The following is a 13,156-nucleotide window of genomic DNA, read 5'->3' on the forward strand; positions in this document are numbered from 1 at the left end:
GCCGGGCTTCAGAATCTTGCTGGCCAGGTCCGCAAGCCGGCTCGTAACATTCTGACCAGCTGCCCAGCCCAAGTCGGAGGAATAGTAAACAGTCATAGGTGTTCCTTTCGCGGACGGCCTCTCGGAGCCGCTTTGCGAGTGTTCAGTCGTTGGCAGGGAAACGAGCCTTGCCTGATCCCTTTTGTCTTGCGCAGCGGGGTCGCATGCGCAGCTTGGCACCGCGGGCTTGATTAACCCGTGTACACTTCGAATGAGGCAACTCGAAGGCGGGATCATGACTGTTCGAAAGTGCGTCCGGGGACAACTGCAATCCCGGCGCAGGCCCTGATCAGGCGCGAAACCGCCGAGTCGCCGGGAAACGGCGGCGGGGGATTGCTGAACCGGCCGCGGACGGCAGGCCGTGCTGCGGGCATTTTTGCCGCCTTTCTTGCAACCGCGGATGGCTTGGGCGGCGCCTGCCAAGCCGGGCCTGCGCCAGCAATCCCGGCCGCTCCGTCCCGCGCGGCAGGCTGCTGAAACGGATTTGTTCACAAATGGCAATGCCGCTGGAGCCGCCGCACGAGGTATCCGGACAGGCGCATCCTTGCCTAAATTGTGCCTTGCAGTTTAATCAAGCTCTCCACACCCCTCTTCAAATATACTAAAGTGGTAAAAAATGACCTTAAGAGAGTGTTAAGCTCTCGAGCATACCCTGTTCGACTAGGGTGTTTCCGCTGAAGAAGGAGCATTGATCTTGGGAATTATGCTGCTTGGCATACTTGTCGGGACCATATCGGCAGCAGCCGCATTGATTGCGGGGCACTCTCTTCTGGGCGCATTTGCGGTTTACCTGGGAGGCAGCTGCCTGAGCATGCTCATTGCCGCAACAGTGGCGATGCTAATCTCCGAACGGAAACTTTTTGCGAAGGACCCGCGGAAGAAAGCCATCCGGTCTTAATCCGGGTATGCCCGGCGGCCCTGCGAAGAGGTCGCCTGCCGGGTCATCCTGATGTGGCCGTCTGGACCGGCGCGGCCCGGTATTGCATTGATCCCGGCACTCCGCAGCAGAACGCCCAGGCAAGCGCGATGACGGAGGCTGCCAGCCCCAAGCCCGCAGCCTCCCTGCCAGGGCAAGGGGGCGGCGGGGAGGGGCAAACTCCATTTCCGGTGCAGACCCCCCTCCCCCGCCTCCGGCACGGGGTCTGGTCTTGCCGGCCATGTCAATCAGGGGCGGAAGACGAGGTCCCGGCGCATCGTGAAAAAGACGGAATGGGATTGCGCGCGCGGCTCTTCCAGCTCCTCGCGCAGGCGGTAGCGGTAGCCGAGATCCAGCCCCCAGTCCCTGGTCAGGGCGTGCCGGTAAGAGACTGTGAAATCCCCGATGTCGGTCTTGCCGCCGGTTTTATCGCTGATCGTGTAGCCGGCATTGAGGCCGATGGCTGAAACACTGTTGATGTCGTGGGCATAGTCAAAGAACAGGGCGGTTCTCAGAGTGTTGCCGTTTTCCTCATCGAATCTCAGGGAACGGTCGAGCCGCGCGCTCATTGCGCCGCTGGCAAGCTCCTGGCTCCAGTCAAGGGAGCCGATGAAATCCGAGCCGCCCGCGTCAGTGTCCGCAACACCAAGCGCAACCGCGAAAGAGCCGCTCGGCAGGTCGAGGCTGCGCCCGGCCAGGAAGTTGCGGATGTCCCCGTCCTCGGTCACGATCTGCTCGATTTCCGCACTGACGATCCCATTGGGCATATCCCGTTCCAGCCGCAGCAAACCTGACGGGCCCTGGGTTTGGGTCACGGTGCCAAACTCCCGCGTATCGATGGTGGTATAGCCCAGCTGTGTCTCAAGGCGCAGGATCGGAGACACCTCGAAGTTCAGGCCGAAATACCCGGTGTTCGTTTCCCGCCGTGTCTGTTCCTCATCCTCGGCATCATACACCTGGTAGGCGGCTCCCAATGTGCCTGTCACCAGCGGCGTGAACCGCAGAAACAAATCTGCATCCAGATTGCTGCGGTCATTATCGGACAGGCTGGAGTTGCTTGTGTCGGAATAGCGCAGCGCAAGATACTCGCCGCTGAACGCCGCCCCGACCGGCTCGTCCTGGCCAAGCTCGAGCGTGAACCCGGTTCTGTAGCTCTCGCGGGTGCCGGTTCCGTTCAGATCGTCCAGATCGGACGGCAGTTCGATTTCGCCTTCGTCGTTCTCGAAATCCTCAAGCGGGCGCAGGAACTCGATATCCGACTGCAAATAGCTGGCATTGATACCAAACGCGGATCGCGCGCCTTCGCGGTCGTAGCTCAGTTCAAGGCGCTGATCGTCGAGCCCCGATTCCGCCCCCGGCCCGTTCACCGCGCGCAGGGTTCCGGAAGCGGTCAGCCCGAACCGGTCCAGCGGCGTTTCGCGAAGCAGCCCGAAAGTCAGGCCGGTGGAGGCGAACGTCGTGCTGCCAAGGCTGATCGGATCAAGACCAAGATTGTCGCTGCTCTCGAAGCTTTGGCTGAAGCCGTAAGCGATTTCTGTCTCATTGCCCTGAACTGCGGCGGGCAGCAGGCAGCCCGCAAAGCAGGCGCCGGCTGAAAGGGTGCGATAGATTAGATGCCGTCCCACGATTGCCCCAACTCTTGCTGTCATCTTTTTTGTACTTTGCTTCCGCCGCCGCAGCCAGTGTTGCCTCTGGCCGCCGGCAGCTTGTGATCCTGCAATCCTCTTATACGGATTCCATGGCCTTGCGTGCGGTACGCCAGCGAATATGGCTGCTGGCAGGATCTTTGCCCTGCGCCGTATTGAAATTGCAACATATCGGGGGGCGATTGAGCCTGCGGCAAGGCTGCACGCCTTTTTTCGTGCGCCGCCGCTCTTCAGCCCGCCTGCGGCCGGACCTGTCTTGCACCGTTGCTGAAAACCGCGGCCCAAGCGCAAAAAAACGGCCCTGCCTTAGGGCAGTTCTGAATAAAATCTAGGCCTTACAGTGAGGCAAGACACGCGCTAAGCTGTCTCTATAGCCATAAGCCTTGTGAGGACCAGCCATGTTCAGGGTTCTGTTAGGAATTTTTGCCGCGCTGCTTTTTACTGCCGCAGCTCAGGCGCAAAGCAGCTACCGGATCAAATCGGGCGATACGCTCAACGTTGAAGTTCTTGAGGATTCGACCCTCAACCGCAGCACGCTCGTGCTGCCGGACGGCTCCATCAGCTTCCCGCTGGCGGGCAGCGTTCCGGCCGGCGGGCGCACAGTCGATCAGGTCCGGAGCGACCTGACACAGAAACTGTCCTCCACTTTTGCCTCGCCGCCCACGGTGTTCGTATCGGTCGGCGCTGTCGGCGTGCGCCCGGCAGCCGCGGTTTCGGCGGCTCCGGCGACCAGGGCAATCTACGTCACCGGCGAAATCGCCAACCCGGGAAAGCTGGATGCAACTCGGGGCACCACGCTTTTGCAGGCGATTGCGCAGGCCGGCGGGCTGACCCGGTTCGCAGCGGACAAACGGATCCAGCTGCGCCGCGGGGACAAGATTTTCCTGTATAACTTCAGAACCAACGGCGGCGGCCTCTCCGGCAATACGGTTCTGGTTCCGGGCGATGTGATCGTCGTGCCGCAGCGGCGCTTGTTTGAATAAGGCTGAGGCCTTCCAGGACCTCCCTTATCTCTTGTGCCATTTCCGGTGTTCTGCCTGCGGCCAGGCCTGCTGGGCGCAGGGGCTTGGCTGCCTTCTGTTCAGAGCTTCACGTGCTGTATCCAAACGCCCGGCGGCAGCCGGAAATCAGGCAATCGTGTCGGCGAAAACAAACTCGTCGCCGGTGAGCGAAAGACCATAAGTCACCGCCAGAACCCCGATCAGCTCGTCTTCGCTGCCCGGCGCCCCGCGCAGCCAGATCGCAGTGCCGGCGGGCAATCCGGCCGCGTCCTCGGACAGAACGTAATCCGACGCGCTGCCGTGCAGCTGGACCTGGTCCTGAGCCGTGAAATCCCAAACATAGGCGTAATCGTCGAGACCGGCCCCGGCCGTGCCGTCATCGTAGTAGACGAAGGTGTCGTCCCCCATCAGGAACAGGTCCCCGCCGCCATTGCCAACAAAGATATCAAGTTCGCTCTGCCCCGGGGTTGCCGATCCTGTATCGACCGCCGACAGAACGTCGCTGGTGCCGGTGCCTTTCACAATGTCGCTGCCGCCGATCTCGGTGACATCTATGTCATGGAACGTCACATCGTAATAATGGCTTAGCAATGCAAAACCGCTGGTAATCGGCGCGTCCGATGCAATGACGCGCTGGAACAGCCAGTCCACCGGCTCCGCAGTGCCTGCTTCCCACACTTTCACGCTGTACAGCCGGTCTATGACATTGGCCTGCTCCACCCGGATCGTGAAATTGTATTCCGTGTCTTCTTCCAGCTTGACCGGGTAATTGCCGCCATCGTTGAAGAACCGGAACCGCCCATTCGGGTCGCCGTTATAATAGAACAGCCATTCTGACGGGTCGTATCCGGATTTCGGCTGCCAGCCGGACAGCGGATCATCCGTATGCCCCTCCCACCACGAGCCGAAGCCGAAGGTGCCGCCGTCACGCCCGCGGGGATCCACGGAATACAGATCGTGCCCGGTGAAGGACAGGTTGACCTCATAGTAGTCCCAGCTGTCGTCGCCCAGAACCACGAAACGGTCATAGCCGGGTTCCGCGACCCGGAGGCCGTCACCGGTCAGCACCCAGTGCCCGTCTACGACCTGCACAACATCCTGGACATTGGTGACGGTGCTCCAGTCGATTGAGTAATCCGCCGCCCAGCTGCTGCCGCTCTGGTATTCGATCGTCACGTCCTGGGTATGGGCCGACCCGTCATCATAGCGCGCGATGATCGAAATCTGATCGTCCGCGGCGCTGCCATCGAGTTCGGCAAAGTCGATATCGATGTTGAAATCGCCCTCTTCGGCAAGGCGCCTTGTATCCGGGCCGGTTTCAAGGGTGCGTTCGGCGCCGCCATTGAGTGTGTAGCTCAACGAGGTGAGATTGGTGGCGACGACATTCCCGAGGACGTTGACCCAGCGCTGTGCTTCTCCAGGAAGCCCGAAAGTCTGCGTATTTCCGTACCAAACGTAGATTGGGCTGCCGACATTGATGGTTGCGGTTGCGGTGTCGCTGTCGGTGCCGTCGCTGATCGTGTAGGTGAAGCTGTCGGCGCCGGTGAAGCCCGCATCCGGGGTGTAGGTGATGGTGCTGTCGGCATTGATCACCGCCGTCCCGTTGGACGGCGCGGTGACCGCGGTGACGGTGAGCGGGTCGCCGTCCGCATCGCTGTCGTTGGCCAGCACGTCCAGCACGACGGCGGTGTCCTGGTCCGCGGCGGCGCTGTCGTCGCTGGCAACCGGCGCGGTGTTGCCGCTGACCCCGTCGTCCTCATTCACAATCGGCGCTGCGGTGTTCTCAAAGTAGTCGGCCTCGGCGATGTAGCCCGGCGCGCCGCCGCTGCTGTTCGACATCAGCCCCACGGCGGTCACCGTGATCGCTTCGGTGAAGCTGCGCGACACCGTCCAGTTGCTGCCGTCGGCGGACAGCTCGAAGGTCCACTGATCCCCCGTCCGGGTCAGCCGCATGTAGGGCATTTCGGTGATGCCCAGGCTGACGTTGAACTTGGTGAGGGTATCGCCATCGGTCGTCGCACCGCCGTAGGCAAACAGCCCGGAGCCGTTCGAATACACATCAAAGCGGAGCCAGGTGCCGGCATTCTGTTCGACCAGGAAGCCCTGCCCCTGGTACTGCGCGTCCGGCGAGGTCAGCCAGCGCGTGACGAGCTGGAAATCCTCGTCCGCCGCCGCCTGGACAATGCGCGCGCCGTTGTTGGTGTCATAGGGGTTGAAGTCGCCCGGGGGCGTCTCCAGCCGGATGAAGGCTTCCTGCCCGGCGGTGTCCGAAGCCACCGTGGCGCCCGGGGGCGCGATGAAGCTCCAGACAAGCGGATCCAGCGCGCCAGACGAGAAATCGTCAGAGACGATCTCCTGGGACGGCGGGCTGGCGACCGTCACGGTTGCGGTTGCGGTGTCGCTGTCGGTGCCGTCGCTGACCGTGTAGGTGAAGCTGTCAGCGCCGGTGAAGCCCGCATCCGGCGTGTAGGTGATGGTGTTGTCCGCGTTGATCACCGCCGTTCCGTTGGACGGCGCGGTGACCGCGGTGACGGTGAGCGGGTCGCCGTCCGCATCGCTGTCATTGGCCAGCACGTCCAGCACGACGGCGGTGTCCTGGTCCGTGGCGGCGCTGTCGTCGCTGGCCGCCGGCGCGGTGTTGCCCGGCGGGCTGACCGTCACGGTTGCGGTTGCGGTGTCGCTGTCGGTGCCGTCGCTGACCGTGTAGGTGAAGCTGTCAGCGCCGGTGAAGCCCGCATCCGGGGTGTAGGTGATGGTGTTGTCGGCATTGATCACCGCCGTCCCGTTGGACGGCGCGGTGACCGCGGTGACGGTGAGCGGGTCGCCGTCCGCGTCGCTGTCATTGGCCAGCACGTCCAGCACGACGGCGGTGTCCTGGTCCGCGGCGGCGCTGTCGTCGCTGGCAGCCGGCGCGGTGTTGCCGCTGACCCCGTCGTCCTCATTCACAATCGGCGCTGCGGTGTTCTCAAAGTAGTCGGCCTCGGCGATGTAGCCCGGCGCGCCGCCGCTGCTGTTCGACATCAGCCCCACGGCGGTCACCGTGATCGCTTCGGTGAAGCTGCGCGACACCGTCCAGTTGCTGCCGTCGGCGGACAGCTCGAAGGTCCACTGATCCCCCGTCCGGGTCAGCCGCATGTAGGGCATTTCGGTGGTGCCCAGGCTGACGTTGAACTTGGTGAGGGTATCGCCATCGGTCGTCGCACCGCCGTAGGCAAACAGCCCGGAGCCGTTCGAATACACATCAAAGCGGAGCCAGGTGCCGGCATTCTGTTCGACCAGGAAGCCCTGCCCCTGGTACTGCGCGTCCGGCGAGGTCAGCCAGCGCGTGACGAGCTGGAAATCCTCATCCGCCGCCGCCTGGACAATGCGCGCGCCGTTGTTGGTGTCATAGGGGTTGAAGTCGCCCGGGGGCGTCTCCAGCCGGATGAAGGCTTCCTGCCCGGCGGTGTCCGAAGCCACCGTGGCGCCCGGGGGCGCGATGAAGCTCCAGACAAGCGGATCCAGCGCGCCAGACGAGAAATCGTCAGAGACGATCTCCTGGGACGGCGGGCTGGCGACCGTCACGGTTGCGGTTGCGGTGTCGCTGTCGGTGCCGTCGCTGACCGTGTAGGTGAAGCTGTCGGCGCCGGTGAAGCCCGCATCCGGCGTGTAGGTGATGGTGTTGTCGGCATTGATCACCGCCGTTCCGTTGGACGGCGCGGTGACTGCGGTGACGGTGAGCGGGTCGCCGTCTGCGTCGCTGTCATTGGCCAGCACGTCCAGCACGACGGCGGTGTCATGGGCTGCGGCGGCGCTGTCGTCGCTGGCTGTCGGCGCGGTGTTGCCCGGCGGGCTGACCGTCACGGTTGCGGTTGCGGTGTCGCTGTCGGTGCCGTCGCTGACCGTGTAGGTGAAGCTGTCGGCGCCGGTGAAGCCCGCATCCGGGGTGTAGGTGATGGTGTTGTCGGCATTGATCACCGCCGTTCCGTTGGACGGCGCGGTGACCGCGGTGACGGTGAGCGGGTCGCCGTCCGCGTCGCTGTCGTTGGCCAGCACGTCCAGCACAACAGCCGTGTCCTGGTCCGCGGCGGCGCTGTCGTCGCTGGCTGCCGGCGCGGTGTTGGTGCTGCCCCCGTCTTCAGTGACAAACGGCGCTGCGGTGTTCTCAAAATAATCGGCCTCGGCGATGTAGCCCGGCGCGCCGCCGCTGCTGCTCGACATCAACCCCACGGCAGTCACCGTGATCGCTTCGGTGAAGCTGCGCGACACCGTCCAGTTGCTGCCGTCGGCGGACAGCTCGAAGGTCCACTCATCCCCCGTCCGGGTCAGCCGCATGTAGGGCATTTCGGTGGTGCCCAGGCTGACGTTGAACTTGGTGCGGGTATCGCCATCGGTCGTCGCGCCGCCGTAGGCAAACAGCTTGGAGCCGTTCGAATACACATCAAAGCGGAGCCAGGTGCCGGCATTCTGTTCCACCAGGAAGCCCTGCCCCTGGTACTGCGCGTCCGGCGAGGTCAGCCAGCGCGTGATGATCTGGAAATCCTCGTCCGCCGCCGCCTGGACAATGCGCGCGCCGTTGTTGGTGTCATAGGGATCGAAGTCGCCCGGGGGCGTCTCCAGCCTGACGAAGGCTTCCTCCCCGGCGGTGTCCGAAGTCACCGTGGCGCCCGGAGGCGCGGCGAAGCTCCAGACAAGCGGATCCAGCGCTCCCAACGAGAAATCGTCAGAGACGATCTCCTGGGACGGCGGGTTGGCGACCGTCACGGTTGCGGTTGCGGTGTCGCTGTCGGTGCCGTCGCTGATCGTGTAGGTGAAGCTGTCGGCGCCGGTGAAACCCGCATCCGGGGTGTAGGTGATGGTGTTGTCGGCATTGATCACCGCCGTCCCGTTGGACGGCGCGGTGACCGCAGTGACGGTGAGCGGGTCGCCGTCTGCGTCGCTGTCATTGGCCAGCACATCCAGCACGACGGCGGTGTCATGGTCCGCGGCGGCGCTGTCGTCGCTAGCCGTCGGCGCGGTGTTGCCGCTGACCCCGTCGTCCTCATTCACAATCGGTGCTGCGGTGTTCTCAAAATAATCGGCCTCGGCGATGTAGCCCGGCGCGCCGCCGCTGCTGCTCGACATCAGCCCCACGGCGGTCACCGTGATCGCTTCGGTGAAGCTGCGCGACACCGTCCAGTTGCTGCCGTCGGCGGACAGCTCGAAGGTCCACTCATCCCCCGTCCGGGTCAGCCGCATGTAGGGCATTTCGGTGGTGCCCAGGCTGACTTTGAACTTGGTGCGGGTATCGCCATCGGTTGTCACCGCGCCATAGGCAAACAGCTTGGAGCCGTTTGAGTACACATCAAAGCGGAGCCAGGTGCCGGCATCCTGTTCCACCAGGAAGCCCTGCCCCTGGAACTTCTCGCTGGGTGAGGTCAGCCAGCGCGTGATGATTTGGAAATCCTCGTCCGCCGCCGCCTGAACAATGCGCGCGCCGTTGTTGGTGTCATAGGGATCGAAGTCGCCCGGGGGCGTCTCCAGCCTGACGAAGGCTTCCTGCCCGGCGGTGTCCGAAGTCACCGTGGCGCCCGGGGGCGCGGCGAAGCTCCAGACAAGCGGATCCAGCGCTCCCAACGAGAAATCGTCAGACTGAAAGGTCATCGGGCCCTCCAAGCGATACACAACAAGCACACAGTCAGCTAACTCTGGGTCGCTAGAAAGCAAGGCACGCGGCGCGCCAACCAATACCGCCGCATAGCCACAAGGCCCTGTACCAACACTATCAATTTTAGCCCGTTCTGCCAAGTTGGGGAGGCGTTTGCAGGCCGTCCGGTTGGGCATCCGCGGAGTTGCCTGACGCCCCGAGCCCGGAAATTGCCCGGAAGCTGCGGGGCACGTCCATCCCGTCAGTTCCGTACGTTTTCCAACTCCAAGGCGGCTTGCCGCCGGGCGGGGGGATCCGCTGGCGCGCCCTTGCCTGAACAGGAGGATATGTTTTCAGAAGCGGTCTCTGCCGGGCTCCGGTGCGGGCCGCGGCAGGCGGGCGCAGGTTCTTCCGTAGTGGCGGCGGACATGGAAAACGGGCCCCTAGAGGCCCGTTTCCCTGAAATCATGCCAGTGCCCCGGAGGGCGGTCAGATCAATTGTTGGTGGTGGTGCTGGTTGCGTTGTCGTCGTCGTTGGCAATCACGCCGATCGCAACCACGCCGGCCACGATGCCTGCAGTGGCACCCGCGCTCAAGCCGCCCAGGGCAAAGCCGTTTGCGGCACCTGCGCCGCCAGCACCTGCACCGCCGGCGCCTGCGCCGGCACCCGGTGCCGGGGCGGGGGTCTGCTGCTGCGCCGAAACGGCGGTGGCGGACGCCAGGGCTGCCAAGGTAAGGGCGGTCAGAAGATTCTTCATTTCAAACTCCTTCGGAGAACTGTGGAACAGGCCGTTGATTGGACCTTAGGGGAGGCGGGTTTTCATTTCAACGTGGAGAATAGCTGCAAAACTCTTGAAATCCGGTTTGCAGCACGGATTTTTTCCGTCCGTTGCAACAATGCTGCTGGTGCCGGGACCAAGGTCAGGGCCAGAGTCAGCGCCGCAGCTGGCGGATCCGCACATATCCGATTTCAGCGCCTGCCCATTGCCGCGACTGCCACACCAAGGTGCGCCCCGGGCGGGAATCGACCCAGTAATCGTTGACCACTGCCCCGCCGCCGCCCTCGCAGTGCTCCTGCAGATGCCGGGCGGGATGGGTGATTCCGACGATCTCCACCGGCGCCGGGCCCAGGTCCTGCAGGCTGCAGGCCATGTTCACGATGGTCTGGCCGTTGCCTTCGGCGCGCAGCGCATAGCGGCGGGCGCCGCCGCGGGCAGGGCCGCCAACGCCTTCCGCCGCAGGCACCTGCGCCGACAAGAGGCCGCCGCCGAGGCCGCGGGTGGCGATCAGCATGCCCTGGCGCAGGGCGACAGAGACATTGTCCTGGGTGCGCCAGACTTCGATCTGCCCGGGATGGCTGTCGCGGCGGCTGAGCGTCTGGCTCAGATAGGCCTTGGCATCGCGGTTCTCGATGGTGACCTCGATATAGTCCTGGGGCTGCTGGTCCAGGAGCGCCCGGGTCAGCGTTGCGGGGGGCTGCGGCGCGGCGCGGCGGCGGCTGAATTGCTCGCCGACGGCCTGCAGCACCGCCAGCTCAGCCGGCGCCTCGTCGGGGCCGCGAGCGCATCCCCCCAGCAGCAGGGCGGCAGCCAGGACGGCGGCGGCGGCACGGATCATGCTCATTCCCAGAACCTCGCACGCTGTTCTTCCAGGCTCCTGCGGTGGGCCGCGCGCACCGGCGCGTAAAGCCGGCCCGGCACCGTCACCTTCTGGCCGCCGTCGCGCTGGGTCGGGCGGATGGTCAGGCCGAAGCTGGAGCGCGACGGCTTGCCCAGGAGCCAGTCCACCGGGATGCGGAAGCGGAAGCCCTTGTCAAAGGAGCCTTCGCCGAAGTCCTCGGCCGAGACATCGGTGAGGGTGAAGAAGGCGCCGACCAGGAAGCCGTTGTCGAACTCGCGGTTCAGACTGACGGTGCCGCCGTAATCGCCGGCCAGGTAGCGCCCGGCATCCAGCTGCAGCTGGTAGCCCCGGTCCAGCTCGTAATAGGCCGAGGCATGGCCGGTGAAGGTCCGGTAATCGCGGAAGGAAAACCGCTGGTTGAAATCGCGCTGCACCACGTAGTTGGCTTCCAGCCCGAGGCCGAGGCGGCTGTTCACCGGCTTCCACAGCACCTCGCCGGAGACGCCGCCGTACATGCTCTCAAACAGGCCGGCGGTGGCGCGGGCATAGAGATTGCTGCCCGGCTTCCACAGGCGGCTGACATAGAGGTTTTCCAGGGTGGTGCCGTATTGGGCATATTCCGACTGGTCGGTGCGCACATGCGGCAGCACCGAGTTGGAGGCGCGGCCGCCCTCCACATTACCCCAGATCCGCTGGCGGAGGGCGCCGGCGATGCGCCAGCCGGGCGCAGGCGCATAGGAGGCGGCGAAATCGACCCCGGCATCGAGGCGGAACGGCTGGTCCGGGTCGAAATAGGCCGGCTGGGTGTAGGGGCTGACCGAGGTCGCAAAGGCCGGGTACAATTCATCCGAGAAGATCGCCTCCTGCGGCAGCGGGCCTGCGTCTCTGATTCCGGCCGTGGCCAGCAGCGCATCGGCGGCATCCGGATCGAACTCCAGCGCCTCCAGGTCGGAGCGGCGGATCTCGACCGCCGCTAGGCCGGTGCCGCCGCGCACCGGCACCAGGCGGAAGGTCTCCACCGAGGGCGGCATTGTCTGCGCCAGGGCGCGGGCGGCGCGGCCTGCGGCCTGCGATTCAGAGCGGTAGCGCAGGTTGCGGTAGCGCAGCTCGGCTTCTGTGCCGGCCAGGGTGATCGCCTCCAGCACCAGCCCGTCCGCCTTCAACGCCTCTGCCGCCAGGTCGCGGATCTGGCGCTTGCGGCTGGCGCTTGCGGCCCAGTCCCGGGTCCAGTGCGCCTGTTCGGTGGCCCATTGGCTCCGCGGCACAACCGGGTGCGGCGCCGGCACCGCCAGCGGGGTGGGCGGGTGTTTCGGGTTGAGCTGGATCTGCGCGGTGAGGCCGATCTCCGAGCCGTAGAGATAATAGCCGCCGAGGCGGACCCGGTCGGAATACTGGTATTCCACCCCGAAGTTGGCGGCGGACTTATGCTCGAACACATCCGAGTCGCGGGTTTCGATCACATAGGCATCGGTGGAATATTCCGCCTTGAAGCTCCAGCGCTCATCCGGCTGCCACTCAAAGCCTGCAAAGGGGGAAACCGTGCCGCGGAACCACTGATCCGTGGACAGCTCGCCGCCGGTGTCGCCGGCGGCGAAGGCCGGGCGCGGGCCGCCGGTGGTGGCGATGCCGCCATTGCTGCCGAGCCGCCCCCAGCCGAAGCCGCCTGTGAGCTTCAGCCGCCCGGGGCCGCGGCCCCAGCCCAAGGCCTGGCCCTCGAACCGTTTGGTGGCGACGAAATATTCCGCCGCATAGATGCCGGTGCCGGCAAAATCCTGCAGCCCCATGGTGACCTCGGGCAGCCAGCCCCGCTCGCGCCAGAGCCGGGCGCGCACGTCGAAGCCGCGGTCGTAATAGGTGTCGAAGCCGAACAGGTTCAGGTTCTGAATGCCGTTGTAGCGGAAGCTGGCCGACAGCCAGGGCAGCGCCTGGAAGGTGAGGTTGTAGCGGCTCTGGCCGGCAAACCAGGAATAGCTGACCGCGTACTGGCCGTCCGGCAGCATCTCCGCGCTTGGCATGTCGATGAGGCCGGGGCTGCCATAGAAGTTGAGGCTGGGGGGCGGCAGCGGTTTCAGCCGCGGCGCGGCAGCAGCGGTGCCGGGCGCGGCCCCCTCCTCTGCGCGGGCGGCCCCGGGGTCCAGCGCCTGGCCCGGCAGGGCTGCCAGGCACAGCGCCGCCGCCGGGGCGGTCCTGCGCACGAGGGATTTGATCGGGATCACGGGAAAGCCTGCCTTCTGGTACTGCCTGCCGCCGGGTGCCGTTGCCCGGGCGCTGTTATCTGCCGCCCTGCTTAGACCATGGCGGCGGGCCGGATCAATTGCCCGCAGGCCCG

6 protein-coding genes are annotated in these 13,156 nt (G+C 65.0%); 1 reads left to right on the top strand and 5 read right to left on the bottom strand.

Annotation, left to right across the window (positions count from 1 at the left end; translation table 11 throughout):
• Nucleotides 1-1,203 precede the first annotated feature (1,203 nt).
• Entirely contained in the window at nt 1,204-2,604 is a 1,401-nt protein-coding gene (locus tag KUW17_RS19840) for a hypothetical protein (RefSeq protein ID WP_222482043.1), read from the bottom strand.
• Nucleotides 2,605-2,999: 395 nt separating this feature from the next.
• Here KUW17_RS19840 and KUW17_RS19845 point away from each other — a divergent pair, with 395 nt between their 5' ends.
• Nucleotides 3,000-3,584, top strand: coding sequence for a polysaccharide biosynthesis/export family protein (locus tag KUW17_RS19845; protein ID WP_222482044.1), 585 nt, complete (start codon nt 3,000-3,002; stop codon nt 3,582-3,584).
• Between the two features lie 144 nt (nt 3,585-3,728).
• Here the strand turns inward: KUW17_RS19845 and KUW17_RS19850 are convergent, their stop codons facing one another.
• The 4 genes from KUW17_RS19850 to KUW17_RS19865 all read right to left on the bottom strand — a co-directional run bounded on the left by KUW17_RS19850 (nt 3,729) and on the right by KUW17_RS19865 (nt 13,043).
• Nucleotides 3,729-9,224 carry an Ig-like domain-containing protein gene (locus KUW17_RS19850; RefSeq protein WP_222482045.1) on the bottom strand — a complete coding sequence of 1,832 codons (5,496 nt, stop codon included), beginning with the start codon at nt 9,222-9,224 and terminating at the stop codon, nt 3,729-3,731.
• Between the two features lie 477 nt (nt 9,225-9,701).
• A complete protein-coding gene (locus KUW17_RS19855; RefSeq protein WP_222482046.1) occupies nt 9,702-9,965 on the bottom strand; it encodes a hypothetical protein in 264 nt (87 codons plus the stop codon).
• A gap of 175 nt (nt 9,966-10,140) precedes the next feature.
• The gene (locus tag KUW17_RS19860; RefSeq protein ID WP_261397308.1) at nt 10,141-10,830 is read right to left on the bottom strand and encodes a YjbF family lipoprotein; all 690 of its coding nucleotides are present in this window, start codon (nt 10,828-10,830) and stop codon (nt 10,141-10,143) included.
• The gene (locus KUW17_RS19865) at nt 10,827-13,043 is read right to left on the bottom strand and encodes a YjbH domain-containing protein (protein WP_222482047.1); all 2,217 of its coding nucleotides are present in this window, start codon (nt 13,041-13,043) and stop codon (nt 10,827-10,829) included. Before KUW17_RS19865 ends, KUW17_RS19860 begins: the two co-directional genes overlap by 4 nt.
• Nucleotides 13,044-13,156 lie beyond the last annotated feature (113 nt).

It is taken from the genome of Leisingera aquaemixtae, from assembly GCF_019801145.1.
Lineage (GTDB): Bacteria > Pseudomonadota > Alphaproteobacteria > Rhodobacterales > Rhodobacteraceae > Leisingera > Leisingera aquaemixtae_A.